Source organism: Burkholderia crassaminum, assembly GCF_964265005.1.
Classification (GTDB): Bacteria; Pseudomonadota; Gammaproteobacteria; order Burkholderiales; family Burkholderiaceae; genus Burkholderia.
This window is the reverse complement of sequence record NZ_OZ183800.1, coordinates 2,794,666-2,819,921: the sequence shown is the minus strand read 5'-3', so window position 1 is coordinate 2,819,921 and position 25,256 is coordinate 2,794,666. Positions and strand designations below refer to the sequence as shown.

Genomic DNA, 25,256 nt, shown 5'->3' with positions numbered 1-25,256 from the left:
CGGCAACCGGCATTCGCCGATATTGCCGCCTCGATCAGCGATCGATCCGCGAACCCCCATCCCCGCCGTGCACGACCGCAACAGGCGTAGGCTGCAGCGGAATCTCCACCTCGACCGTCGTGCCTTCGCCGAGCGTCGTCGCAATCCGCAACGTGCCGCCGACCAGATACGCGCGCTCGCGTAACCCGACCAGCCCGAACGATCCCGACTTGCGCGGCACGCCGGGATCGAATCCCGCGCCGTCGTCGCGAATCGTCAGCTCGATCGCATGGCTCGCCCGCACGAGTTCGACGTTCGCATGCGATGCGGCCGCGTGCCGCGCAACGTTCGCGAGCGCTTCCTGGGCGATGCGGAATACCGCCGTCGCGTAAGGCTCGTCGAGTTGCAGTTCGGGCGGCTCGACGTGCAGCGAGCACGCAATCCCGTGACGGTGCCGGAAATCCTCCACGAGCCATTGCATGGCCGCGGCGAAACCGAGGTCATCCAGCATCAGCGGGCGCAGATCGGACGCGATGCGCCGCGTCGCGGCCACCGCACCGCGCGCGAGCGTATGCATCGCCGCGATCTTGCGCGCCAGCAGCGCATCGTCCTGCGGCACGCGGTCGATCAGCCATTCGAGATCGTTCTTCAGCGCCGCGAGTGTCTGCGCGAGTTCGTCGTGCAGCTCGCGTGCGATGCGGCGCTGCTCGGCTTCGCGTGCGCTCGCGCTGATCGCGGCGATCTCGCGCAGCTCCTCGCGCGACGCCTGCAGCGCGCGCTCGGCACGCACGCGTTCCTCGACTTCGCGCCGCAGGTCGCGGTTCGACGCGCTCAGTTGCGCAGTGCGCGCGGCGACGCGCTGTTCGAGCCGTTCGTTCGCGTCGTTCAATTGCGCGCTTTTCTGCACGACGAGCAGATGCTGGTAGCGCGCGCCGGCCAGCGCACGCACCGTCTGCGCATGCAGCCGGCCGTTTTCGAACAGCATCGCGAACAGCACGACGCCGGACGCGACGAGGCCGTACGCGCGCCCCGCGTAGAAGCCGAGATCGTAGCGCCCGTGGTTCAGCATCGACGACAGCGCGATGTCGAACAGCCACGCGACTAGCACCGTCATCACCCACAGGTCGAGCACGGAATGACGCCGCCGCCGCTGCCACATCAGCATCAGCGCCACCAGGTTCAGCCCCCAGACGATCGTGATCGCGTTCGTCATCGTCGCGGCCATGCGGTTGCCGTTCATGATGCGCGGCAGCAGGTCGTGGCCGGCGGTCGCGAGCAGTGCGAGTGCGGCCGTCGCGCCGAGCGCGGCCGCGATGCACAGCACCACGGGAATCGCCGCGCGGCGCTGCGCAGCCGCGATTGGCCCCGCGGCAGGCGATGCCGCGCGCAGCAGGGCATACGCGGCGACCGCCAGCGGAAAGCCGCCGTGCCAGAACAGGTAAAGCCAGGCGGTGGTCTGGTCGCCGGCGCCGAGCAGGCCGGTCGGTGCGAACAGCCCGGGAAAGGTCAGCATGTGAGTGCCGGCCATGAAGCCCGTGAACAGGTAGCCGCCCGCGAGCACGAGCAGCGGCTTCTCGCGCAGGATCGCGTACTGGCCGAGCAGCAGGCCGGCCGTCACCATGTCGTTGACGACGATCGCCGACTGGTACACGGGGATGAACGCCCAGCCCGGCGCAAGCGGCCTGCCCGCGAACGGCGCAAGCGCGGCGAAGATCACGGCGGACACGAGCACGGTCGCGAGCGCGAGCCGCCGTTCACGCCGGCCCGGCGGCAGCGACGACATGAACAGGCGCGACGCGTCCGGGTTGTCGTCGTCCGACGGTGAAGGCGGGAAGTGGAAGGCGGTCGTCATGCGTCGCTGCCGGGGTCGAGGTCGTGGCGCACCGCGTAGCGGACCAGCGCGGCTTCGTGCGGCAGTTCCATCTTCTCGAGGATCCGTGTCTTGTACGTGCTGACCGTCTTCGCGCTCAGTGCGAGTTCGGTCGCGATCTGCGTGACGGTCTGGCCCGCGACGATGCGGCGCATCACGTCGAGCTCGCGCGCGGACAGCCGTTCGTGCGGCAGCGCCGTGGCCGGCGCGCGCAGCGTGAGCGCGAGGCTCTCGGCTGCCGACGGGCTCACGTAGACGCCGCCCGCCGCGACCTTGCCCACCGCCTCCACGAGCTCGGCGGTCGCGCTGTCCTTGGTCAGGTAGCCGGTTGCGCCGGCCTTGAACGCGCGCGCCGCGTATTGCGCCTCCGCGTGCATCGTCAGCACGAGCGTGCGCAGCGACGGTGCGTGGTGTTTCACCAGGCGGATCAGCTCGATGCCGGTCGGCGCGGGCATCGACAGGTCGAGCAGCAGCACGTCGGCGGCGCCGCGCTCGACCAGCGCGAGCGTGGCCGAGCCGTCGCTCGCCTCGCCGACGATTTCGAAACCGCCGGCCGTTTCCAGGATGTGACGCAGTCCGTCCCGCATGACTGCGTGATCGTCAGCCAGAATTACCCTGATCATCTAGCGATCCTCTTCGGGATGACGCCGCGCACTGCTGTCGGGTGATCGCCGCGGCCGTTCTTCTGATCAATATATTCCGCCGAATCCGAAAACGATACACATCCGGGAAATTTTCGAGACAGGAGATCGGGGAATGGGTACTGAAACGAAATAATCATCGGGAAAAAGTACGCGGCGGCGCGGGCGAGAATCAGGGTATTCCCGGGTAATCGCGGCGGCCGGAACAGGGCGGCGCGGCGCGTCGCGAACCGTCCCGCGAACCGTCCGGATTCGGGACTAAACTGGTGCCCGATGCCACTACACCACCCGAGGAGCCCCACGATGATCGACCTTGCCGAAATCCTGCCGTCCGCACTGCCCGCCGCCGTCGCATGGGCCGAAGCGGAGGCGGCGCGCGGGATCGCGCAGGGTGCGCCGCTGACGCCGGCGCAAGCCGACGACGCGCGCACGGTGGGTGTCGCGCAGCCGGAACGGATCCGCGTGGTGATCGTCGAGCGCATGCCGTTTCCCGAGACGCCGACGCTGGCCGCGATCGCCCGCGACACGGGGCTGCTGTCGCCGGGGACGATCGGACTCACGCTCGGTCACGCGGTGTACGTGCTGCGCGGGCAGGACACGCGCCGCCTGCTGACCCACGAATTTCGCCACGTGCATCAGTACGAGGCCGCCGGATCGATCGGTGCGTTTCTCGCGCGCTATCTACAGGAGATCGCGACGGTCGGCTACCACGACGCGCCGCTCGAGGCCGATGCGCGGCAGCACGAGTTCGACTGATCCGTCACACCGGCGCGACCGCGCGCATCACCCGATGAACGTTCCCCATGCCATCGCCGGCCCGGTGTTCGCACGCCGGGTCGCTTCGCCATGGAGCGCGCAATGAGCGACACGATCCACGCGTGGATCGGCGCGATCGGTGCGCATCCGCTGCTCGTGCTCGCGATCGTGTTCGTGACTGCGTGCGCCGAGGCGATCGCGCTGATCGGCACGGTCGTGCCGGCCGGCGCCGTGATGTTCGCGGCCGGTGCGCTGATCGGCGCGGGCGCGCTCGACGGCTGGACGACGATCGGTGTCGCGGCGCTCGGCGCCGTGATCGGCGACGGGATCAGCTACGAGCTCGGGCGGCACTACCGCGGGGTGATCCGCAACGCGTGGGCGCGCTTCGGCTATGCGGCTGTCTACGGGCGCGGCGAGGAGTTCGTGCTGCGCCATGGCATGAAGAGCATCGTGCTCGCGCGTTTTATCGCGCCGGTGCGCGCGGTCGTGCCGGTGGTCGTCGGCTGCGCGACGCTGCCGCGCCGGTCGTTCTATCCGGTCAACGTCGTCTCCGCGCTCATCTGGGCGCCCGTGCACGTCGCACCGGGCATCCTGTTCGGGGCGTCGGCCGCGCTGGCCGCGGCGATCAGCGTGCGGGTTGCCGTGATCCTGCTGGTCGTCGCGGCGCTGGTCGCGCTTGTGTGGATCGGCGTGCGCGTCGCGCTGCGGCGCGGTTGGCCGCTGTTGCGTCGTGCGCTCGTCGAAGGGGTGCACGCATGCGCGCACCGCTGGCCGCGGTTCGGCGCGCGGCTGCACGACGCGATCGCCTATGTACGCGGCCTGCCGGGCGCGGTGCCCGTGCTCGCGCTGCTGTTCGTCGGCTGCGTGTGGTTGTTCGCGGGCCTCGTGCAGGATGTCGTCGCGAACGATCCGCTGATGCACGCGGACATTGCGCTGTATGCGTTCCTGCAGAACCTGCGCACGCCGCCGGTGGACGCCGCGATGCGCGCGCTTGCCGTGCTGCACGGGCACGATACGGGGCTGATCGTCGCGGCCGCGTTTCTCGTCTGGCTGATGATCCATCGCTGCTGGCTGACAGCCGCGTGGTGGCTCGTGACGGTCGGCGTCGCCGTTGTGCTCGTGCCGGCGTTCGGCGCGGGCGTGCCCGGCGCGACGCCCGCGAGCCTGCCGCCCGGTGCGCTGCACGTGCCGCTGCCCGATGCCGACGCCGCGTTCGCGATTCTCGCGAGCAGCGGCCTCGGCTGGGTGCTGACGCGCGACCGGCCCGCGCTGTGGCGAATCCCGGTCGTGACGGCGGTGGTGCTGTGGATCGTGCTCGGCGGCTTCGCGCGGCTGTATGTCGGCGACACGTGGCTGTCGGGCCTGCTTGGCGGCTGGAGCCTCGGGCTGGCCTGGTTCGCGTTGCTGGCCGGCGCCTATGCGTACTGGCGCGTGCGCGAGCATGTGCAGCCGAGGGGTGCGCTCGTCGCGGTGACCGTGGTGCTCGCGACGGCCGGCGTATGGACGGTTCCCGCGCAATGGCAGCTCGACCGCGCGGCACGCCCGCATGTCGGCGACGTGGTCGCGATGACCGTCGACCAGTGGCTGCGCGGCGGGTGGCAGCGCGTGCCGGTGCGGCGCACCGAGATCGGCGGCGACCGCGAGGAGTATCTGCCGCTGCAATGGAGCGCGACGTCGGACACGCTCGACCGGCATCTCGCGCAGGCCGGCTGGCAGCGCGCGACGCCGTGGTCGCCGGCCACCGCGCTGCGCTGGCTGTTGCCGCAGGCGCCGCCCGAGGCGCTGCCGGTGCTGCCGCGTTACACGCACGGCGAAAGCACGCGCCGCGTGTTCGTCCGCGTCGATCCGGGCCAGCCGGAAAGCCGCCTCGTGCTGCGGCTGTGGCGTTATCCGTACGTGTTGCAGGACGCGCTCGGCATGCGGCCGCTGTGGTACGGCGCGCTGTATCGCGAAACGCTGCATCGGCCGGCGCGGTTGATGACGATCGTGCGCTCGACGACGATCGACGATGCGGCGTCGATTGCGAAGGCGCTGGCGGTCGAGCCGACGATCGAGCATCCGCCGGCGGGAATGACGGCCGCGCCGGCCGAGATGCTGCTGGTGTGGATGGTCCGGCCGTGAGCGGGCGGTGCGCCGCTTACGCGTGCGCCGGCTGCGCAGGGACGACGGACAGGCGCAAGCCGACGGTCTTGAGCACCGCGAGCAGCGTTTTCAGCGTCGGGTTGCCGTTGGGGGACAGCGTGCGATACAGCGATTCGCGGCTGATGCCGGCTTCGGCCGCGACGGCGCCGAGCCCGCCGTACGCTTCCGCGACGGTGCGCAGCGCGAGCAGGCCGGCCGCGCGGTTGTCGGGATCGTCGAGCGACTCCATCGCGACGCGCAGGTAGGCCACCGCGAGTTCGCGGTCGGCGCCGAGTTCGGCGACTTCCGCGTCGTGGTGCGATACCGCACCTTTGAGCTGGGTCATGTTTGCCTCCGTTTCCAGTTCGACCAGTGTTCCTTCGCGCGCCGGATGTCGTCGGGTTGACTGCGCTTGTCGCCGCCTGACAGCAACAGCACCAGTGCGCCGCCGTACCGCCCGAAATACACGCGATAGCCGGCGCCGACGTGGACGCGCAGTTCGATCACGCCTTCGCCGACAGGCTCGCAATCGCCGAAGTTGCCTGTCTGCACGCGGCGCAGGCGTTCGCGAATCCGGGCCTGTGCAAGCTTGTCGCGCACGGCGTTCAACCATTCGGTGAAGGGCTCGCGACCATCGTCGCGCTGGTAGCGAAGAAGTTCGAACTTGGAGAGCATTGTAACTTATAAGCTACAAAAAGGGTGGGTGGAAATAGAGGTGGCCGTGCGAGCTGCCGGGTGGTGCGCGCAGGGGCGTACGCGCATTGGCGAGCCGGGACCACACACAACGCCGCATGCGCGGCAGTTGCAGTGCATGCGGCATCGTCGAGGTGCCGGATTTCAGGCAGCGAAACCGGCTTCCCGGACGACGATCATTCTTTCATCCGGTGCGCTGGGTGACGATTCGGCCGAATGGCCAAAGTCGGCGGCCCGATGACGGGCACGCGCGGTGGGAGGCGGGGCTGGAGGGAATGATGGGAAGGGCAAACCTGTCGGCGCCGGCGCATCGTGCGCCGTGCGAGCCGACAGGCCTTCGTGCCTTACTGCTTCGTCGGTGCGGCCGTCGCGACCTTGTCGAGCGCGGCGGGGATATACGTGTCGAGCTGCGTGGTCACCGATTCGTAGAAGTCGATCGGCTTGCCCCACGCGTCGGGCACGTCGACGTGCTTTCCGGACGCATATTCGGCAAGCGTGAACACCTTGCCGGCGGCCGACGGATAGAGCGAGAGCACCTTCTCCTTGTGCTTGTCGGTCATCGTCAGGATCACGTCGGAATGCTTGACGTCGTTTGCGTTCAACTGCACGGAACGGTGCGCGGACGTGTCGATGCCGCGGCGCTTCATCAGGGTCACGCCGTTTTCTTCGGGCTTTTCGTCGTACGGATCTTCGTCGACCGCGCGCGAAATCACCGCGATGTGCGCGTGGCGCTGCGCGATCAACTGGCGGGCGATCGCTTCCGCCATCACGCTGCGCCCGGTGTTGCCCGTGTCGACGAACGCCACCTTCTTCGGCTCGTCGGCGAACGCCGAGGTCGCGCACTGGATGCCGACGCAACAGAGCAGCGCAAGCGTGTTGAGGGTGTGCCTTCTTTTCATGATGTCTCCGCGAGGGTGGGGAGCCCCGGCGGCGCGCCAGGGCTTGCGGGAGATCATGACGGCCGCATGCGACAGAAAAAAATAAACAGCCGGATTTCGCAAGACGGCGTCGCTTCGTGGCAAGCGGGCCCGGTGACGACGCATGCGCCGTGCGCCCGCCCGGGGCCGCCGCGGACCACGGCCTCACGCGCGGCGCGCGCCCGCTTCATCGTCACGCTGTCACCGCCACGCGTTCGGCGGCAAACCCCGCGAGCGTCCGCAACGCGTCCCGCGCCGACCGCAGGTAAAACGCCTGCAGATGAAACACGTGCCAGCGCGCCGCATGAATCTCCAGCCGGCACGGCACGCCGCACGCCTGCGCATGACTGGCCAGCCGCTGCGCATCCGACAGCAGCACCTCCTGGTCGCCGGCCTGGACGAGCATCGGCGGCAGGCCGCGCAGGTCGGTGTCGAGCGGGCCGCGGGCCGCCACCGAACCGACGCCGTGATACCAGCGCAGCCCCTGTTCGAGCCAGCCGCGGCGGATCATCGGATCGTCGTGGCGGCGCGAAGCCAGCGTCGCGCCGCCGAGCGCGGGGTCGGTCACGGGCGAGATCAGCAGGAGCGCGGCGGCGGCCGGCTCGCCGCGCTCACGCAGTGCGATGGCCAGTGCCAGCGCCAGTGCGCCGCCGGCCGAATCGCCCGCGATCGCGATCCGGTGCGCAGCATGACCCTGCGCGCGCATCGTGTCGTAGACGGCCAGCGCATCGTCGAGCGCGGCCGGGCTCGGATGCTCGGGGGCCAGCCGGTAATCGGGCACCCACACCGGCAGGCCGGCCTCGTTCGCGAGCCGCGTCGTCACGCCACGATGCGTATGTGGCCCGCCGAGGCAGAATGCGCCGCCGTGCAGATAGAGGATCGCGCCGCCGGTGTCGCCGTGTTTCGGCGCGACCACTTCGACCGGCACGCGGTGCGCGTGGGTACGGTAGCGCAGCGTGCCGCCGGTGCCGGGCATCAGCGGCGACAGCAGCGCGACGACGCGGCGTTGCATGCGTGCGCCGAACGGCGGCCCGATCAGCGGCCGGAACGCCACGCGCAGGAAGCCGCGCAGCGATGCGGCCGTGAGCGCCTCCAGCCGGCCGGCGGGCGGCGCGACCACCACGTCGCGCGTCGGGGCGACCGATTCGGGCAACGGATGCGTGAAGCGGTAAGCGGACATCCCGGTGAAGCGGGTGATCCACCGGTAGGTCAGCGTGAAGCCCGGCCAGTTCGTGCTGTTGTGGCCCGATGCATCGACGTACCAGCTCTTGCAACTGTTCCACACCGAACCTTCGAGCCGCTGCTGTACGTGCGTGTTGAAGCGCCGGTAGCGGCACGCGTCGACGTCGATCTCGCGCGCGCCGTCGCGCCGCATCGCGCGCAGGCAGCGCATCACGTGCGCGATCTGGCTTTCGAGCATGTAGACGATCGAGTTGTGGCCGAGATTGGTGTTCGGGCCGTACAGCATGAAGAAGTTCGGAAAGCCGGGCACGGTGAGCCCGAGATACGCCTGCGCGCCGCGCCGCCACGCGTCGTTCAGGTCGAGCCCGTCGCGGCCCGTGATGCGCATCGGCGACAGGAACTCGGTTGCCGCGAACCCCGTGCCGTACACGATGGCATCGACCGGATGGTGCGCGCCGTCGACGGTCTCGATGCCGCTCTCCGTGACGCGCCGGATCCGCTGCGTGACGAGCTCGACGTTGTCGCGACTCATCGCGGCGAGGTAGTCGCTCGACAGCAGGATGCGCTTGCAGCCGATCGGGTAGTCGGGCGTGAGCCGCGCGCGCAACGCGGCGTCCGGCACGTCGCGTGCGAGCAGCGTGCGGAACGGCCGGCCGACCGCGACCTTCATCAACGTGTGCAGGCGCGTGAACGCGATCGCGCGCGATTCGTAGCGCAGGTAGATCGATGCGCGATGCAGCTTCATCGCCCACGGAAGCTTGCGGAACAGCGCCTGCTCCCACGGGCGGTACGCGCGGTCGGGGCGCGGCATCACGTAGGCCGGCGAACGCTGGAATACGGTCAGGCGCTGCACGTCGCCGGCGATCGCCGGGACGAACTGGATCGCCGACGCACCGGTGCCGACCACCGCCACGCGCTTGCCGGCGAGCGAATAGTCGTGATCCCAGTGCGCGGAGTGGAACGCGCGGCCGCGAAACGTGTCGATGCCGGGCAGGTCGGGCATCGCGGGGCGGCTCAGCTGCCCGGTGCCGCTGACGAGCACGGCGGCGCACAGTGCCGTGCCGTCGGCGAGCGTGACGCGCCACAGCGCAGCGGCTTCGTCGTAACGCGCATGCGCGACTTCGGCGCCCAAGCGCAGGTAGCGCGCGAGGCCGTACTTGCGCGCGCAATGCTGCAGGTACGCATGGATTTCGGGCTGCGGTGCGAACACGCGCGACCAGGCCGGATTCGGCTCGAACGAAAACGAGTACAGGTGCGAGGGCACGTCGCAGGCGGCGCCCGGGTAGCTGTTGTCGCGCCACACGCCGCCGACGTCGTGCGAGCGTTCGACGATCGCGAAATCGTGGATGCCCGCACGTTGCAGCGCGATCGCCATGCCGATGCCGGCGAAGCCGGCGCCGATGATGATCGCCGCGAGCGGTGCGACGGAGTCGGTCAGGTGGGCAGCGTCACGCGACGACATGGCGGGTTTCCTCCGGCTGGACGGTTTCGTGCGCGGCGCGCGAGGCAGGCATGGTGTCGGTATCCGTCGTTATCCTGACGGTTTCGTGCTGCTGCCGAACGGACGTGCGGCACACGCCGCGGATCAGGTCGACGGCTTTCTCGGCGATCATGATCGTCGGCGCATTGGTGTTGCCGCCGATGAGCGTCGGCATGACCGACGCATCGACGATGCGCAGCCCCTGCAGGCCGTGCACGCGCAGTTGCGGATCGACGACGGCGAGCGCGTCGTGCCCCATCCGGCACGTGCCGACCGGGTGATACACGGTGTCGGTGCGCCGCCGCAGGACGTCGCGGATTTCATCGTCGGTGTCGACGTTCGCGGTGAACAGGTCGCGCGTGGTCCAGCCGGCGAGCGCAGGCGCTTCCATCAGCCGGCGTGTGAGCCGGAAGCCCGCGACCATGTCGTCGAGGTCGCGCGGATCGGCGAAGAACGCGGGATCGATGCGCGGCGCCGCGAGCGGATCGGCGCTGTCGAGCGTGACCGAGCCGCGGCTGCGCGGCCGCAGCAGGCACACGTGGCACGACAGCCCGTGGCCGGCGTGCAGCTTGCGCGCGTGATCGTCGACGAGCGCGACGACGAAGTGCAGCTGGATGTCCGGCGCGTCGAGGCCAGCGCGGGTCTTCAGGAAGCCGCCGCCTTCCGCGAAATTCGACGTCAGCATGCCGCGCCGTTCGCGGCGAAAGCGCGCGAGCTCGCGCAGCATGCGCAAGCCGCCGCGCGCGGATACGCCCATCGTATCGACGCTGCGCGTGCGGTAGCCGAAGATGAAATCCGGATGATCCTGCAGGTTGCGGCCGACGCCGGGCAGGTCGGCGTGCACCGTGATGCCTCGTTGCTGGAGCTCGCGGCCGGGGCCGACGCCCGACAGCATCAGCAGCTGCGGCGTCTGCAGCGCACCGGCCGCGAGCACGACTTCACGCCGTGCGCGCAGTGTGCGGACCTCGCCATGCTGCCGGACTTCGACGCCGGTCGCGCGCGTGCCGTCGAACAGGATGCGCAGGACCTGTGCGTGCGTCTCGACCGTCAGGTTCTCGCGCCGGCCGATGTGCGGCAAGAGGTACGCGCGCGCCGCACTCCACCGTTCGCCGTGCTTCTGCGTGACCTGGTAGATGCCGATGCCTTCCTGCTGCGCGCCGTTGAAATCGTCGGTGAGCGGCAGGCCGGCCTGGCGCGCGGCCTCCAGGTAGCGCGCATGGAACGGGTTGCCGGTGCGCAGGTCGCTCACCCACAGCGGGCCGTCGCGGCCGTGCCACGCATCGTCGAAGCGCTCGTTGTGCTCGCTCAGGCGGAAGTACGGCAGCACGTCGTCGTAGGCCCAGCCTTCGTTGCCGAGCGCGGCCCAGCCGTCGTAGTCGACGCGATGGCCGCGGATATAGACCATCGCGTTGATGGCCGACGAGCCGCCCAGCGCCTTGCCGCGCGGCTGGTAGCCGATGCGCCCGCCGAGGCCCGGCTGCGGCACCGTGTCAAAGGCCCAGTTGTTGATGCGGGTTGGCATCATCGCGACCGCGCCGGTCGGCACGTTGACGAGCGTGCCGTCGCCGCGGCCGCCGGCCTCGAGCACGCAGACGGTCACGGCCGGGTCCTCGGTCAGCCGCCCGGCGACGACGCAGCCGCCCGAACCGCCGCCGACGACGATGTAGTCGAATGTCTTGCTCATGGATGCATCCTTTGATGGTCGATGGGTCAGGCGGGGCGCGGCAGCGCGCCCAGGCGGCCGGCGTGCGGCGGACGGATCGCGAGCAGCGGGGCGCGGGCAAGGGCTCGGGCAAGGGCTCGGGCGAACGCGGCGCGCCGGCGTGCGAAGCGGGTTGCGGGGTCGGTCGTGCGACTGTGTCGCATGGTGTCTCCTCCGGAGGGCGATGGCGTCGTTCGGGCGACGACTGGATGACGCCGATGGTGCTGGCCGCATGGGAAAACACCAATGCTGCTTCGGGACAATTGTTTTAGTATTTGGGCCAAATCGGCGCTTCGAGGGTTTCTCCGCATGAGCTTCTGGGATTTCACCCGGAGTCCGGCCAGCGCCCGGCTGCTGGTCGATTTCGGCGACGAACGCGGCGTGCCGTACGCGACGCTGCTGGCCGGCACGGGGCTCGCCAACGCACAGCTCGACGATCCGAAGGTCGAGGTGACGGCCGCGCAGGAGCTGCGGTTGACCGGCAACCTGCTGCGCGCGCTCGGGCGCACACCGGGCCTCGGGTTCGAGGTCGGCCTGCGCTACCACTTCTCCGCGTACGGCGTGTGGGGCTACGGGCTGATCGCGAGCGCGACCGCGCGCGACGCGCTCGCGCTGGCGATGCGCTTCCTGCCGCTCACCTACGCGTTCACCGTGATCACGTACCGCGAGGAGGACAGCACGTGCGTGCTCAATTTCGGCGCGCCGGAACTCGATGGCGCGCTGAGCCGGTTCCTCGTCGAGCGCGACATGACGGCAGCGGCCGTGCTGCTGCAGGAAATCGGCGGCGACGCATTCGCGTTGTCGCGCTTCACGGTGCAGGCGACGCGCGCACCGTCCGTACCGGTGCCGTGCATCGCCGGCGTCGAGCCGGCTTTTTCGGCGCGCGCGAATAGCCTCGCATTCGACCGCGTGTTGCTCGACCGGCTGCTGCCGCACGCGAATCCGCTGACGGTGTCGATGTGCGAGCAGATGTGCGGCCAGCTGCTCGAAGCGCGGCGCGCGCGGGTGGGCACGTCGGAGATGGTGCGCCAGTACCTGGGCGCGACGCCCGGCCCCGCGCCGTTCTCGCTCGAGGACATGGCGCGGCTGATGAACACGAGCCCGCGCACGCTCAAGCGCCGGTTGCAGGAGGAGGGCACGACGTTCCGGGCGCTGCTCGCGCAGGCGCGCGGCGCGATGGCCGAGACACTGCTCGGCGACGCGCGCCTGTCGCTCGCGGAGGTGGCCGAGCGGCTCGGCTTCAGCGACCTGTCGAGTTTCTCGCAGGCATTCAAGCGCTGGTACGGCGTGCCGCCGGGCGCGTATCGCAGCGCGGCGCAACGGGACAGCGGCCGTTCCTGAATCACGGTACGATCGCTGGCGTTCCTGCCGACATTCCAATCACGAGAGAACCCGCATGATCACGATTCGCCCGATGACCGACGACGATTTCCCGCGCTTCTGGCCGACCTATCGCGCCATCGTCGCTGCTCAGGAAACCTATGCATTCGATCCCGATTCGACGCCCGAAGCGGCGCGTGCGCTGTGGCTCGATGCGCCGCTCTGCACGTGGATCGCCGAAGAGGACGGCGTGGTCCTCGGCTCGTACTACCTGAAGGCGAATGCGGCCGGCCCCGGCAATCACGTGTGCAATTGCGGTTACATGGTGAGCGAGGCCGCGCGCGGCCGTGGCGTCGCGCGCCTGATGTGCGAGCACTCGCAGCAGGTTGCGCGCGAGCGCGGTTTCCTCGCGATGCAGTTCAACTCGGTGGTCGCGACGAACGAGGTGGCCGTCGCGCTGTGGCAGAAGCTGGGATTTGAAATCGTCGGCCGCCTGCCGCACGCCTATCGTCACGCGCGGCTCGGGTTCGTCGATTGCCTCGTGATGTTCAAGTGGCTCGGCGACACACCTGCCGCCGGAGCCTGAGCGCGCAACTGCCGAATCAGACGGCGAACGCGCCGTCGAACACGATCCTGTCGTCGAGCGCGAGCGTGCCGCGCGCGAAGATCAGGTCGAGATGGTGGCTGCCGTTTTCGCCGCCGCCGAGCCCGAGGTGCAGGCCCGGATGACGTTCCTCGAACCCCGCGTTGCGGCCGTATAGCCCGCGAATGCCGAGGTTCGTGCCGATGCCGAATTCCTCGATCCGCCGGTGGTTCGCGTGCCGGTCGAGGTAGGCCGCGAAATCGCGCCGGAAGCCCGTGTCGTCGGTCTCGAAACCGACGATCGTGCTGTTCTCGACCTGCAGCGTCGCGAGTCGCTCGGCCACCTTGTACTTGATCGCGAACGGCACGGTGCCGAGAAACGTGCCGCTGAAGACGACCGTGCCGTTGAGATCGGTGACGTGCGTCGCGATCTCGCCGGGCACGACGTCGAGGTTGCCCATCCCGTCCACGCTCGTCCATTTCTGGTCCGGTGCGAGCGAGCCCGTCAGCGTGTTGCCGGCTTCGTCGATGAAGCGGATCTGCGATGCGCGCGCGGCCGCGTCGATCAGCCGGCCGTTGCGTGCCGCGATGTCGTCGAGCGATTCGGCGAACGCCTCGTCGAGATGCGGGCCGTAATCCTTGAATAAAACCGACTTGCTCCAGTGCTCGACGATCGCGGGGCGGATCGCGGCGAGGAACGGCGGGCCGCTTGGCGACGGTGTCGGGAGGCACGACGAGTCGTACAGCAGTACGAACAGGTCGGCTTCATCGAGCGCGGCGGCGATGTCGGCGGGCGGGGTGCTTTCGAGGCAGAGGGTCGTGGCGTCGAACGAATCGGGCAGGGCGGCAAATGCGCGCAACGCGATGTCGCGGTTGCGGGTGTCGTGGCCGACCAGCAGTTTTCCCGATTCGCCGCGCGCCAGCTTGTCGCGCAGCGCCGGGTGGAAGCCGAGTGCGCGGTGCAGATTCAGCATGCGTGTCTCCGGAAACGGCGGAAGGGCCGCGGCCCTTCCGCGAGAACGGGTGGCCCGCTCAGACCGGCCAGAGCGCGGTGCCGAACGGCACCACGGCGTCCTCGACCATCATGTCGACGGCCTCGGGGTGCGTGTCTTCCTTCATCCAGTCAAGCAACTCGATCTGCTGGGTGTCCTGCATGTCAATTCTCCTGTGATGAACATGAGCGTTTCAACATGAATGCGCGGCTAAAAAGTTGCCACTCCTCATCAGGCATTTCGTGAATGCCGGATGAGTGGCGTTGATATTAGTCTGACGAATTTACGAATGCAATGCGTTGCAAGGTTTTTAGCCTCGGCATGCTAAACAAGGGGGATTGACGAGTCGCGTGCGGTAAAACACGGATAAAGCGAATGACGGATTCAATGTCATTTTTTCAATGACCTGAATCGGAATCGACGCATTGCATTCGGCGATTTTTCATCGGGAATTCGATCGCCTCGATCGATGGCGATCGACGTCGTTCGCGGCGGCCATGCGCGCGAACGCGTCGCCGGTCGGCGGGGGCGAGTCAGCGACTCGATTCGATGCCTGTTTCAGCCGAGCAGTGCCTTGCCGAGCGGTTTGACCGGCTCGGACCGAAGCACCAGCGACGTCGTGACCGCGCCGAAACGGGCGATCGCGTCGATGAGGGTTTCCAGTTGTCCCGGTGTCGGCACCAGGACCTTCAGCAGGAAGCAGTCCTCGCCGGTCATCCGGTGGACCTCGATCACGTGCGGCATTTCGGCGAACGCGCGCAGCGCAGGCTTGATGTGTTCGTGCGTCGTCTTCAGCCGGATGATGGCCATCATCCCCAACCCGAGCGCGGCCGGGTCGATCCGCGCGCCGTAGCCCGCGATGATGCCGCGTTCTTCCAGCCGCTTGACGCGCTCCGACGTGGCAGGCTGAGACAGCCCGATGCGTCGGCCCACTTCGGACAGCGGCATCCGTGCGTTTTCCTGTAGCGCCTCGAGGATCGAAAGATCCAGGCGATCGAGTTCTCCGTTCGACATGTCCGCTTTCCCGCTCCGTTAATTCATCGGCATATTGTCTCAATATCCGATGATTTGCCATTCCCGGCCGGTTTCCGGCAAGCCAGACTGCGAGCTCGCCTGTTCATGGAGACGGAGATGGAGATGGACCAAACGATCGTGATCGTGCCGGGAATCGGCAACTCGGGACCGGATCATTGGCAGAGCCACTGGGAGGCCGCGCTTCCCGGCGCGACCCGCATGGCGCCTGCGTCATGGGATGCTCCCGACCTGCTTGACTGGATGGCCGCGCTGGATGAAGCCGTCGCGCAAGCCGCGGCGCCGCCGGTGTTGATCTGTCATTCGCTGGGTTGCCTGCTGTTCGCGCACTGGCGTGCGGCGTCGGCGCGCGTCGTGCGCGGTGCATGGCTCGTTGCGGTGCCCGATCCGGGCGGCCTGCGTTTTCCGGCTGCGGCCCGTGCGTTCGCGAAGGTGCCGGGCGGCGATTTCGGCGGCTTGCCGGTGCTCGCGATCGCCAGTTCGGATGACGGGTACGACCCGTCCGGACACGGCATCGCATGGGCGAGCGAGCGTGGCGCGACGCCGCTGCTGCTCGGCCCGCGCGGCCACCTGAATGCGGCAGCGGGATTGGCGGAGTGGCCGGAGGGGCGCGCATTGTTCACGGCCTTCGTGGCCGGATTGCGGCGGTAGCGTACGCAAGCGGCGGCCGTTCTCCCATGCTTGCCGCCTGCCTGCCCGTGACGGCTCAAGTATGATCGGTCGACAGAATCGGAAGCCTATACAGACAGTCGGGATCGGCGCGCGCGGAACGCGGGTGCCGCCGTGACGACTTGCCCCGGCTTCGAACGACACAGGAGACACTCGATGCGCGCAGCGCCGCAACCGGAGCATGCCGGCCCGTCACAGCCGGACACCGGCGCGACCCGCCACCCCGCGGACCGTGATCCCGATCGTATGGCCGCGTGGCGGCTCGCGATCGGCCTGTCGCTCGGCAGCGCGATCGCGCTCGGCCTCGCGCGCTTTTCGTATGCACTGCTGCTGCCGCCGATGAAGGCCGATCTCGGCTGGACGTTCGCGCAGGCCGGCGCGCTGAACACGGCGAACGCGGCCGGCTACCTGATCGGTGCGCTGGCGTTTCCTTTGCTGTCGCGGCGCTGGCGCGCGGGCACGCTGCTGGCGGCCGGGTGCGTGCTGACCGCGCTGCTGATGGCCGCGTGCGGGCTCACGTCGGGCATGCATGCGCTGCTCGTGCAGCGGCTCGCGACCGGCGTCGGCAGTGCGCTGATCTTCATCAGCGGCGGCGTGCTGGCCGCACGGCTCGCGTCGGCGTCGCCGCGCGATGCGGGCTTGCTGCTCGGTCTCTACTACGGCGGCACGGGGTGGGGCATCGTCGCATCGTCGCTGCTCGTGCCGGCGACGCTCACGCATGGCGTGCATGGCTGGCAGCCGGCCTGGTTCGCGCTCGCGGTTGCGTGCGTGCTGTTCGCGGCGGTGGCCGTGTCGGCCGCGCGCCGCATCGAGCGTGCGCACGCGGCACCGGCCGCGCCGCGCGACGGGGCGACCTCGAGCGCTGCCGCGAGCTCGGCCCGCTTCGCACTCGCGCTGGCCGGTTATGGCCTGTTCGGCGTCGGCTATATCGGCTACATGACGTTCATCGTCGCGCTGCTGCGTGGCGCGGGGATGAGCGGCATGGTGGTTTCCGCGTTCTACGTGATGCTCGGCGTCGCGACCGTCGTATCGGCGCGCTTGTGGTCGCGGTTGCTCGACCGGATGCGCGGCGGCCAGGCGCTGGCCGTGCTCAATGCGCTGCTCGGCATCGCGACGCTGATGCCGGCGATGTTCGTGCATCCGGTGGCCGCGTTCGCGTCGGGCGTGCTGTTCGGCGCGACGTTCCTGTCGGCCGTCGCATCGACGACGGCGTTCGTGCGCCACAACCTGCCGCCCGACGGCTGGGCGAAGGGGATCAGCGCGTTCACGACGGTCTTTGCATTCGGGCAGATCGCCGGGCCGGTCGCGATCGGCTGGGTGTCGGACAGCGCGGGGCTCGCACGCGGGCTCGTGTATTCGGCGCTGACGCTGTTCGCGGGCGCCGCGCTCGCGGCCGGGCAGCGCGCGTTGCGTGCTGCCGCGTAATCACGCGCGACACGCGTCCTTCACCGGACGCACGCCGTGCGCGACACACGGTGAAACGCGCGGCTGAAGTAGATCAGGCTGTCGCCGTCGTCGCGCACGCGGATCGACGTCGCCTCGATGAACATCACCGAATGCGAGCCGACTTCCTTCATGTCGGCGATCGTGCCCTGCAGGCTCGCGAGCGCGTCGCGCAGCACGGGCACGTCCTGCTCGCCGCGATCCCACACGGGCAATTCGAAGCGCCGTTCCATCGGCAGGTCGGTGAGCCCCGCGAAGTGCCGCGCGAGCAGTTCGTGTTCGGCCGGCAGCACGTTGATGCAGACGTGGCGATTGCGTTCGAACGTCGCATGCATCGCGCTCGACCGGTTGAGGCACACGAGCAGCGTCGGCGGCGCGTCGGTGACGGAGCACACGGCGCTGGCGGTGATCCCGCAGCGGCCGTGCGGCCCGGCGGTGGTGATCACGTTGACGGCCGCGCCGAGGTGGGCCATCGCTTGCCGGAAGGCCTTCTGCGCGTCGCTCGGCTCGACGCGTGCCGGTCGCTGGATATCGGTCGTGGAAGACATGGGCGCTCCTGAGTGGACGAAGGCGGCGATCGTGCGGCGCCGCCGGTGCAGCGCCGGATCGCCGACGATGACCCAAGCGTACGTCGCGAAAATGCGGGCGACCATTCGCACGATTGACGATGGAGGTGGCGTTCTCGCCAACGCGTCTAAAGGTTCTACCTAGATGCGCGGCGCGGTGTGCGAAAAAAACCGCGATTGCACGTTCGTGCGGCCCGTGAAGGGGTTTTCAGCGGGTTTTCGGCTCGTTATGATGTGCCGCGCACCCCCAGCGAACGACGCGCGCGACGTGCCGGCAACCGGCCCCGTAGGCGGCGCGTGCGATACCCATACCGATATCCAGTGAGACACCCGCGATGACGTCACCCGCACCGATCGTATACATCGTCGACGACGACAGCGGCATGCGGACGTCGCTCGCCTGGCTGCTCGAATCGGTCGGCATCGCGTCCGAAGGGTTCGCGAACGCCGCGGAGTTTCTCGCGCGCTTCGACGTGAACCTGCCCGCCTGCCTGGTGCTCGACGTGCGGATGCCGGAGAAGAGCGGCTTCGACGTGCAGGCCGAACTGAACGCGCGTGGCGCGACGCTGCCGGTGATCTTCGTCAGCGGGCATGGTGATATCCCGATGTCCGTGCGCGCGCTGCAGAACGGCGCGATCGATTTCGTCGAGAAGCCGTACAACTCTCAGCAGATGCTCGAGCGCGTGCAACGCGCGCTGCGGCTCGCGCAGCAACGGCATGCGGTCAGCCAGCGCCACCGCGAGTTGCGTCAGCGGCTCGATGCGCTGACCGCGCGCGAGAAGGAAGTGCTGCGCGGCGTGGTGGACGGCAAGGGCAGCAAGCAGATCGCGTCGGATCTGTCGATCAGCGTGAAGACCGTCGACGTGCATCGCGCGAGCATCAAGGAGAAGCTCGGCGCGACGTCGATCGCCGCGCTCGTGCGGGACGTGATGGTCGTGTGGGGCGACGACGGGGAGTCGTCGCGATAGGGGGCCGCAGGTGCGCGGACGTACCCGCACCCGCACCCGCACCCGCACCCGCACCCGCACCCGCACCCGCACCCGCACCCGCACCCGCACCCGCACCCGCACCAACACCAACACCAGCACCAGCATCAACACCAGCACCAGCACCCGCACCCGCACCAACACCAACACCAGCACCAGCATCAACACCAGCACCAGCACCCGCACGTGTCCCGCGCGCGGCACCGGTCGGCCGCGCGCAATCGATGCGGGCCGCCGCTCAGCGCATGTACAACCCGCCGTTGATGTCCCAGCATGCGCCGTTCGCGAAATGCGCGTCGCCCGACGCGAGCAGCACGGCTGCATCCGCGACGAAACCGGCCGATCCGAGCTTGCCGCCCGGCAGGCTCGCGAGCACCTGACGCAGCTTCTCCGGTGCGACGCTTTCATGCACGATCGGCAGGTCGAGCGGGCCCGGCGAGATCGCGTTGACGGTCACGCCTTGCGCGCCGAGATCGCGCGCGAACACCTTGGTCAGCGTCAGCGTCCCGCCCTTCGCGGCCGCGTAGTGCGCGCCCGTCGCCGAGCCGCCGTTCTGTCCGGCGAGCGACGCGATGTTGACGATGCGGCCCGTACCACGTTCCGCGAAGTACTGGCCGAACACCTGGCAGCCGAACAGCACGCTGCGCAGGTTCACGTCGATCACCTGGTCGAACTGCTCGGCCGTGATTTCCATCGCGGGCACGACCTTCGATGCGCCCGCGTTGTTCACGAGCACGTCGATCGTGCCCCAGCGCGCGACGAGCGCATCGCGCGCGGCTTCGAAATCGCGTTTCGACGTGACGTCGAGCGAGAGCGCGATCGCGCGTTCGCCGCTAGGGTCGAGTTCGCGCGCATGCGCGTGAATGGCGTCGGCGGCGATGTCGGCCAGCGCAACGCGATAACCGGCCGCATGGAAACGTTCGGCGATGACGGCGCCGAGCCCGCGCGCGGCGCCGGTGACGAGGACGACTCGGTCTGACATGGTGCGTGATTCCCTGGTTCGCGAGCGCGTGCGGGGTGAAGCCGCGCCCGCATCGTGGTTCATGCGGCGAGTGCCGCTGCGAAGTGTGCCGCGATCGCGCAGACCCGCTCGTCCGCGCCCTTGCGCCCGATGATCTGCAGGCCGGCCTTCAGCGGCGAACCGGCCAGCGGCAGCGGGAGGCTGAGCGCCGGGTGGCCGCTCAGGTTGAACGGCCGGATCAGCGACGACATCGCAATCACCGATACACCGTCGCGCGCCTGCTGCAGCGTGATCGGCAGCGCGGGCAGCGTCGGCAGCACGAGCACGTCCGCGTGCTCGAGCGCGGCGTCGACCTGTGCGGTGAAGCGTGCGCGTACGGCTTCGGCTTCCGCGAGGGCGGCGGGTGTCGTCGTCGCGGCCGTGCGCAGCCGTGCATCGAGGTCGGCACCGAGCTTGCCGGTTTCGACGAGATGGCCGAACGCGCGCGACGTTTCCGCGTTGATCACGGTGAGCCCCGCCGCGAATGCGGCCGGCATTTCGTCGAGCACGACCGTGTGCGAACGCAGGCCCGACGCACGCACGGCCGCATCGAGCGCGGCGGCGATCGCCGGATCGGCTTCGACGTGGATCTGCGCGATCGTGCAGCCCGCCACGGAGTCAGCCGCTCGCGCACGATCGAAACCCGGCGCGATCGCGGCCATCACCGCGGCCAGCGTGCGGATATCGCGGGCGAACGGCCCGACGCAATCGAGCGTGGTATCGGCCGGCGCGACGCCGCGCCGCGACACGCGGCCGAACGTCGGCTTCAGCCCGGCCACGCCGCAGCAGGCGGCCGGCCCGCGGATCGAGCCGCCGGTGTCGGTGCCGAGCGCCGCGTCGACCGCGCCGAGCCCGACGAGCGAAGCGGAACCGCTCGACGAGCCGCCCGGGATGCGCGTCGCGTCCTGCGGATTGACGGGCGTGCCCGTGTAGTCGTTGATGCCGGTCATGCCGAACGCGAGCTCGTGCATGTTCGCCTTGCCGGCGATCTGCCAGCCCGCGTCGAGCAGCAGGCGGACGACGTCCGCGTGCTGTGCGGCCGGCGGTGCATCGGCGAGCGCGCGGCTCGCCGCGCGGGTCGGATGGCCTGCGATGTCGATCGTGTCCTTGATCGCGATCGTGGGGCCGGGGCCGCCGAGCGTGAAGGTGTCGATGAAGCCTGTCATGGTCGGTATCGTGCGGAAGCGGTGGAAAGCATCAGGCCCGCGGCGCGGCAACGAGCGGCCACGGGCCGTCGAGCACGCGTTCGGTGCGGAAATGGCGGATCAGCCATGCGGAGCCGCTGGCGGCCGGCGCGAAATCGACGGTCAGCCGCGCGGCGATCAGCTCGGCCGTGCTGTCCGCGTAGCGCGACGCCTGCAGCATGATCCAGCGGCCGCGCGCGCTTGCGTTGCCGGCGCCGATCTCGATCGACTCCGACGTCAGGAAGTGCAGGTTCGCCGAGAAATGCGGGTCGGGCGGCAGGTAGCGGCCCAGCATCGCGACGATCGCGGCCGTGCCTTCGAGGCGGCCGAACTTCTGCGCGTATTGCGGGCCGATGCCTTCCCACACGGCGTCGGCGGTGAACAGCCCGGCGAGCGACGGGCCGTCGCCGGCATCCTCGGGCACGTCGCACAGCGCCATGTAGCGCGTGATCGTCGCGCGCACCGCGCGCTCGGCATCGAGCGCCGCCATGCGCTGCACGAGCGCGTCGATCCGATCCGGTGACAGGTCGGTCATCGCGCGCCTCACGACGCGGGCTTCGCGGCCGGCGGCACGGTCAGCGCGCGGCCGACGCGCGCTTCGATCTTGCCGTAGCGCCACAGGTTGTATTCGCCGACCGGCGTCGTGCGATACAGGTTGCACACGGCGACCGTCGTGTCGAAATCGGCGACGTCGGCCATGATGTAGAAGGTCCACGGGGCGCCGTCGGCCTGGCCGACCACGAGGCGGTCGTCGTCCATCACGCCGAGCACGCGCACGCCGGGCATCGCCTCGACGGCGGCGAGCATCGCGCCATACGCCTGCCACACTTCGCCGATCTTCTCGCGCGGCAGGTCGAAGAAGTTCTGCGACACGCCGCAGCAGAACAGGACGCGCAGCGGCAGCGGATTCGAATCGGACATATCAGGTTCTCCAGAGGAATCGGTGAGGCGCATGAACCGGCCGGCGAAGCTGGTTCGGCGTCGGCTTCATGCGCGTTGAAAAACAGTTCGGTCGACGCAGGTTACAGATAGCCGGGAAACGGCGTCACGCCGGTGAACACCGCGCCGGCGCCGTCGAAGTTGCCCTCGCCGAGAAACGCGTGCTGCGTGACGACCATCGCGTCGCGCAGCAGCCGCTGCAGCGGATGCGACCGGTAGATCGCCGCGGTGCCGCCGAGGCGGTACGCGCGTTCGACGACGCTCGCGCCTTCGCGTGCGATATGCGTGGCCGCGAGCCGCAGCAGGCTGACCTGGTCGGGCGTCACGGGGTTGCCGGCGAGGATCGATTGCCACACCGTGTCGGTTGCGTCGTAGAAGAACGCGCGCGCCGAGCGCAGTTGCGCCTCGGCCTTCGCGAGTTCGATCCGGTAGTACGCACGATCGGCGAGACGCGGCGCGCCGGTCGTCGTCTGCCGGCCACCGGACATCCGGTTCACGACGTCGAGCGCCGCGCGCGCGAGGCCGAGGTTGACGACGGCCAGCACCTGCGCCGCATACGCGACGGTCGGGTAGCGGTACAGCGGCTCGTCGACGGTCGGCTCGCCGCCGCGCACGAAGGTCCAGGCTTCGGGCACGAAGCGATCGTCGACGCGCAGGTCGTGGCTGCCGGTGCCCTGCATGCCGACCACGCTCCAGTTCTCGACGATCTCGACCTCGGCGGCGCGGAACACGGCCGTGCGCGGCTTGTTCGGTGCGGCATCCTGCGCGCCGGGCACGGCGATGCCGACGCCGAGCCAGTCGGCACCCTTGCAGCCGCTCGCGAATTTCCACGTGCCGTTCACGCGCCAGCCGCCCGGCGCGGGCTGGGCCGGCTGCACCGGGAAGAGGCCGCCCGCGAACACCTGGTCTGGGCCGCTCGCGTACAGCTCGGCCTGGGTCTCGAGCGGCAGCGCGGCGAGATAGACGTTCGCGGAGCCGAAACTCGCGACCCACGCAGCCGAGCCGTCGGCGGTCGCGATCCGTTCGATCATGTCGAGGAACGCGGTCGGCGCGAGCGCATCGCCGCCGAAACGGCGCGGCGTGCCCGCGCGATAGATGCCGGCCTGCCTGAACAGCGCGATCACGTCGCGCGGCACGTGCGACAGGCGGTCGAATTCTTCGCGGCGCGCGGCGACGGTTTCGATCACGGCGTCGAGCGGCGACAGCCGGGCGGTCGGTTCGCCGGCCGCGTGGGGAGCGCTCGGCGCGGTGTCGAGGGCGAGGGCGGCGTGGGGCATGGCTGTCTCCTGGGGCGGATTGGGGTTCGAATGCGGGGTGCACAAGACGATGCAAGCAGTCTAGAAACGCCGAAAACACGCAGCAATTGGTGCGTTGGGCCGTGCGACTGGTGAGGTTCCGTGCCGCGCTAAAGAAATCTTCAGATGCGGGCGGCGCGCGCCGGTGCTATGTTGGGTTTCCGGTCGCGCGATGCCGCGCGACCTCTTCCGAAGCCGATCATGAGTTTCCCCGACGAAGACGATTTCCACCGGCTGCTCGACGCGCTGACGACCTGCGTGCTGCTGCACGACGCGCAGACGAAGGCGATCGTGTGGGCGAACCGTGCCGCCTGCATCGCGCTCGGTTTTTCCGTCGAGGAACTGCTGCCGCTGAAGGCGCCGGACATGACGCGCCCCGAGCCGAAATACCAGCGCGAGATCGCCGTGAGTGCGTGGGATCGCGCGCTCGTCGACGGGCCGCAGGTGTACGAGTGGTGCTACCGGTCGCGCACGGGCGTCGACATGCTGTCCGAGGCGACCGCCACCTACGTGCCGCTGCGCGGGCGCGATGTCGTGATGGTGCAGTTCCGCGACATCAGCGCCGAAGAGGCGGTGCGCCAGCAGTTGCGTCGTTACGAGGCGCGGTTGCGCGAGTTCATGCAGGATCTCGACGAAGGCATCGCGGTGGTCACGCCGCACGGCGGCGTGCAGTTCATCAGCGAGTCGGGCCGCCGCATGCTCGGGCTCGCACCCGACGAAGCGCTCGGCGAGGTGCTCGACTACTGCTCCACGGCCGACCGCGACCGGCTCGTCGCGCAATTGCGCGATGCGCCGTCCGCCTGCCCGTCCGCGCCGCAGCGCTACCGTATCGTGCGGCGCGACGGCTCGCCGTGCTGGCTGCGCATCCTGTGCCGGCAGGTCGAGATCGAGGACGATCTCGACGGGCTGCTCGTGCAGTTCCGCGACGTGAGCGATGAAGTCGCGATCGAGGATGCCCGCCGCGCCGAAGCGCGCATGCTCGAACACGCGGGCCGCTACAACGCGATGGGCGAGATGGCGAGCGTGATCGCTCACGAGCTGAGCCAGCCGCTCGCGGCCGTGCGCAATTTTATCGAAGGGGCGGTGCAGCGGCTGAACGGGCGCGGCAGCGTGGACGACGCGATCTGGGGGCTGCGCAGCGCTGACCGGCAGGCCGAGCATGCGGCGCTGATCATCAAGAGCGTGCGCGAGTTCATCGTGAAGCGCGAGCCGGTCGTCGCGCTCGCCGACCTGCGCGACATCCTCGCGGACGTCGCGTATTTCATCGAGCTGCGTGCGAAGGAGGCCGGCGTGACGGTCGCGATCGTGCAGGCCGATGCGCCGCTGCCGATCCGCTGCGAGCGCGTGCTGATCGGGCAGGTGATCCTGAATCTCGCGTTCAATGCGATCGAGGCGTTTGCCGGTTGCGAACGCGTGCCGCGCATGCTGACGCTCGGCAGCGCGAATGTGGCCGGCTACGCCGAGCTGCGCGTGATCGACAATGGCCCGGGCATCGCGGAAGGCGCGCACGACCGGCTGTTCGACGGTTTCTCGTCGTCGAAGGTTGGTGGCAACGGGATCGGACTGTCGCTGTGCAAGAGCATCGTGACGCGCCACGGCGGCCGGATCGGCGCGAGCCCGGCCGATGGCGGTGGGCTCGACTGCCGCGTGACGCTGCCGCTCGCGGGTAAAGCGCAGGCGTAGCCGCTGCGTCGCGTCACGGGTACCACGGGCACAACGGGCACAACGGGCACCACGGGCACCACGGGCACCACGGGCACCACGGGCACCACGGGCACCACGGGCACCACGGGCACCACGGGCACCACGGGCACCGCGGGCACCAAGGGCACCAAGGGCACCAAGGGCACCAAGGGCACCAAGGGCACCAAGGGCACCAAGGGCACCAAGGGCACCAAGGGCACCAA

The 25,256-nt window shown here is 69.4% G+C and carries 24 protein-coding genes; 8 read left to right on the top strand and 16 right to left on the bottom strand.

What is annotated here, in order from left to right; all coding sequences use genetic code 11:
- Window positions 1-34: 34 nt before the first annotated feature.
- Complete coding sequence (locus tag ACPTTF_RS29645; protein WP_423369297.1) at window positions 35-1,831, bottom strand: MASE4 domain-containing protein; 1,797 nt, start codon at window positions 1,829-1,831, stop codon at window positions 35-37.
- Window positions 1,828-2,472, bottom strand: a complete 645-nt coding sequence (locus tag ACPTTF_RS29640; RefSeq protein WP_423369296.1) for a response regulator — start codon at window positions 2,470-2,472, stop codon at window positions 1,828-1,830. The genes ACPTTF_RS29645 and ACPTTF_RS29640 overlap by 4 nt, the downstream gene beginning before the upstream one ends.
- A gap of 321 nt (window positions 2,473-2,793) precedes the next feature.
- Between ACPTTF_RS29640 and ACPTTF_RS29635 the strand changes: the two genes are divergently transcribed.
- Both ACPTTF_RS29635 and ACPTTF_RS29630 read left to right on the top strand, forming a co-directional pair.
- Window positions 2,794-3,246, top strand: coding sequence for a hypothetical protein (locus ACPTTF_RS29635; protein ID WP_166954680.1), 453 nt, complete (start codon window positions 2,794-2,796; stop codon window positions 3,244-3,246).
- A gap of 102 nt (window positions 3,247-3,348) precedes the next feature.
- A complete protein-coding gene (locus ACPTTF_RS29630; RefSeq protein ID WP_423369295.1) occupies window positions 3,349-5,367 on the top strand; it encodes an LssY C-terminal domain-containing protein in 2,019 nt (672 codons plus the stop codon).
- Between the two features lie 16 nt (window positions 5,368-5,383).
- Here ACPTTF_RS29630 and ACPTTF_RS29625 read toward each other — a convergent pair whose 3' ends face one another.
- The 5 genes from ACPTTF_RS29625 to ACPTTF_RS29605 form a co-directional block, all read right to left on the bottom strand.
- Window positions 5,384-5,713, bottom strand: a complete 330-nt coding sequence (locus ACPTTF_RS29625) for a DNA-binding protein (RefSeq protein WP_166954678.1) — start codon at window positions 5,711-5,713, stop codon at window positions 5,384-5,386.
- Window positions 5,710-6,042: a type II toxin-antitoxin system RelE/ParE family toxin gene (locus ACPTTF_RS29620; protein ID WP_166954676.1), complete on the bottom strand. Its 333-nt coding sequence runs from the start codon at window positions 6,040-6,042 to the stop codon at window positions 5,710-5,712. The genes ACPTTF_RS29625 and ACPTTF_RS29620 overlap by 4 nt, the downstream gene beginning before the upstream one ends.
- Window positions 6,043-6,404: 362 nt before the next feature.
- The gene (locus tag ACPTTF_RS29615; RefSeq protein WP_423369294.1) at window positions 6,405-6,959 is read right to left on the bottom strand and encodes a protein tyrosine phosphatase; all 555 of its coding nucleotides are present in this window, start codon (window positions 6,957-6,959) and stop codon (window positions 6,405-6,407) included.
- Window positions 6,960-7,170: 211 nt separating this feature from the next.
- Window positions 7,171-9,621 carry a flavin-containing monooxygenase gene (locus ACPTTF_RS29610; RefSeq protein ID WP_423369293.1) on the bottom strand — a complete coding sequence of 817 codons (2,451 nt, stop codon included), beginning with the start codon at window positions 9,619-9,621 and terminating at the stop codon, window positions 7,171-7,173.
- Window positions 9,608-11,323 (bottom strand): GMC family oxidoreductase, encoded by a 1,716-nt coding sequence (locus tag ACPTTF_RS29605; protein WP_423369292.1) that lies wholly within the window; start codon window positions 11,321-11,323, stop codon window positions 9,608-9,610. Before ACPTTF_RS29605 ends, ACPTTF_RS29610 begins: the two co-directional genes overlap by 14 nt.
- 327 nt (window positions 11,324-11,650) lie before the next feature.
- Here ACPTTF_RS29605 and ACPTTF_RS29600 point away from each other — a divergent pair, with 327 nt between their 5' ends.
- On the top strand, window positions 11,651-12,682 hold the full coding sequence (locus ACPTTF_RS29600; protein WP_423369291.1) for an AraC family transcriptional regulator ligand-binding domain-containing protein: 1,032 nt from the start codon (window positions 11,651-11,653) through the stop codon (window positions 12,680-12,682).
- 55 nt (window positions 12,683-12,737) lie between these two features.
- Complete coding sequence (locus ACPTTF_RS29595) at window positions 12,738-13,247, top strand: GNAT family N-acetyltransferase (protein WP_423369290.1); 510 nt, start codon at window positions 12,738-12,740, stop codon at window positions 13,245-13,247.
- A 16-nt stretch (window positions 13,248-13,263) separates the two neighbouring features.
- Here ACPTTF_RS29595 and ACPTTF_RS29590 read toward each other — a convergent pair whose 3' ends face one another.
- The 3 genes from ACPTTF_RS29590 to ACPTTF_RS29580 all read right to left on the bottom strand — a co-directional run bounded on the left by ACPTTF_RS29590 (window position 13,264) and on the right by ACPTTF_RS29580 (window position 15,249).
- Window positions 13,264-14,217 carry a leucyl aminopeptidase gene (locus tag ACPTTF_RS29590; protein WP_423369289.1) on the bottom strand — a complete coding sequence of 318 codons (954 nt, stop codon included), beginning with the start codon at window positions 14,215-14,217 and terminating at the stop codon, window positions 13,264-13,266.
- A 58-nt stretch (window positions 14,218-14,275) separates the two neighbouring features.
- The gene (locus tag ACPTTF_RS29585; RefSeq protein ID WP_279573903.1) at window positions 14,276-14,398 is read right to left on the bottom strand and encodes a hypothetical protein; all 123 of its coding nucleotides are present in this window, start codon (window positions 14,396-14,398) and stop codon (window positions 14,276-14,278) included.
- Window positions 14,399-14,793: 395 nt separating this feature from the next.
- Window positions 14,794-15,249: an Lrp/AsnC family transcriptional regulator gene (locus ACPTTF_RS29580; RefSeq protein ID WP_423369288.1), complete on the bottom strand. Its 456-nt coding sequence runs from the start codon at window positions 15,247-15,249 to the stop codon at window positions 14,794-14,796.
- A 123-nt stretch (window positions 15,250-15,372) separates the two neighbouring features.
- On the opposite strand from ACPTTF_RS29580, the gene ACPTTF_RS29575 reads away from it, so the two are divergent.
- Both ACPTTF_RS29575 and ACPTTF_RS29570 read left to right on the top strand, forming a co-directional pair.
- The gene (locus tag ACPTTF_RS29575) at window positions 15,373-15,918 is read left to right on the top strand and encodes an RBBP9/YdeN family alpha/beta hydrolase (RefSeq protein WP_423369287.1); all 546 of its coding nucleotides are present in this window, start codon (window positions 15,373-15,375) and stop codon (window positions 15,916-15,918) included.
- Between the two features lie 174 nt (window positions 15,919-16,092).
- The gene (locus ACPTTF_RS29570) at window positions 16,093-17,361 is read left to right on the top strand and encodes a YbfB/YjiJ family MFS transporter (RefSeq protein ID WP_423369286.1); all 1,269 of its coding nucleotides are present in this window, start codon (window positions 16,093-16,095) and stop codon (window positions 17,359-17,361) included.
- Between the two features lie 20 nt (window positions 17,362-17,381).
- Here the strand turns inward: ACPTTF_RS29570 and hpaC are convergent, their stop codons facing one another.
- Entirely contained in the window at window positions 17,382-17,927 is a 546-nt protein-coding gene (gene hpaC / locus ACPTTF_RS29565; RefSeq protein ID WP_423369285.1) for a 4-hydroxyphenylacetate 3-monooxygenase, reductase component, read from the bottom strand.
- A gap of 353 nt (window positions 17,928-18,280) precedes the next feature.
- Here hpaC and ACPTTF_RS29560 point away from each other — a divergent pair, with 353 nt between their 5' ends.
- Window positions 18,281-18,913, top strand: coding sequence for a response regulator transcription factor (locus ACPTTF_RS29560; RefSeq protein ID WP_423369284.1), 633 nt, complete (start codon window positions 18,281-18,283; stop codon window positions 18,911-18,913).
- Window positions 18,914-19,169: 256 nt separating this feature from the next.
- Here the strand turns inward: ACPTTF_RS29560 and ACPTTF_RS29555 are convergent, their stop codons facing one another.
- The 5 genes from ACPTTF_RS29555 to ACPTTF_RS29535 form a co-directional block, all read right to left on the bottom strand.
- Window positions 19,170-19,913 carry an SDR family NAD(P)-dependent oxidoreductase gene (locus ACPTTF_RS29555; RefSeq protein ID WP_423369283.1) on the bottom strand — a complete coding sequence of 248 codons (744 nt, stop codon included), beginning with the start codon at window positions 19,911-19,913 and terminating at the stop codon, window positions 19,170-19,172.
- 59 nt (window positions 19,914-19,972) lie between these two features.
- Entirely contained in the window at window positions 19,973-21,097 is a 1,125-nt protein-coding gene (locus ACPTTF_RS29550; protein WP_423369282.1) for an amidase, read from the bottom strand.
- A 31-nt stretch (window positions 21,098-21,128) separates the two neighbouring features.
- Window positions 21,129-21,650 (bottom strand): nuclear transport factor 2 family protein, encoded by a 522-nt coding sequence (locus tag ACPTTF_RS29545; protein ID WP_423369281.1) that lies wholly within the window; start codon window positions 21,648-21,650, stop codon window positions 21,129-21,131.
- A gap of 8 nt (window positions 21,651-21,658) precedes the next feature.
- Window positions 21,659-22,036, bottom strand: coding sequence for a hypothetical protein (locus tag ACPTTF_RS29540; protein ID WP_021161073.1), 378 nt, complete (start codon window positions 22,034-22,036; stop codon window positions 21,659-21,661).
- 101 nt (window positions 22,037-22,137) lie between these two features.
- The gene (locus tag ACPTTF_RS29535; RefSeq protein ID WP_423369280.1) at window positions 22,138-23,331 is read right to left on the bottom strand and encodes an acyl-CoA dehydrogenase family protein; all 1,194 of its coding nucleotides are present in this window, start codon (window positions 23,329-23,331) and stop codon (window positions 22,138-22,140) included.
- 144 nt (window positions 23,332-23,475) lie between these two features.
- On the opposite strand from ACPTTF_RS29535, the gene ACPTTF_RS29530 reads away from it, so the two are divergent.
- Complete coding sequence (locus tag ACPTTF_RS29530) at window positions 23,476-25,032, top strand: ATP-binding protein (RefSeq protein ID WP_423369279.1); 1,557 nt, start codon at window positions 23,476-23,478, stop codon at window positions 25,030-25,032.
- Window positions 25,033-25,256 lie beyond the last annotated feature (224 nt).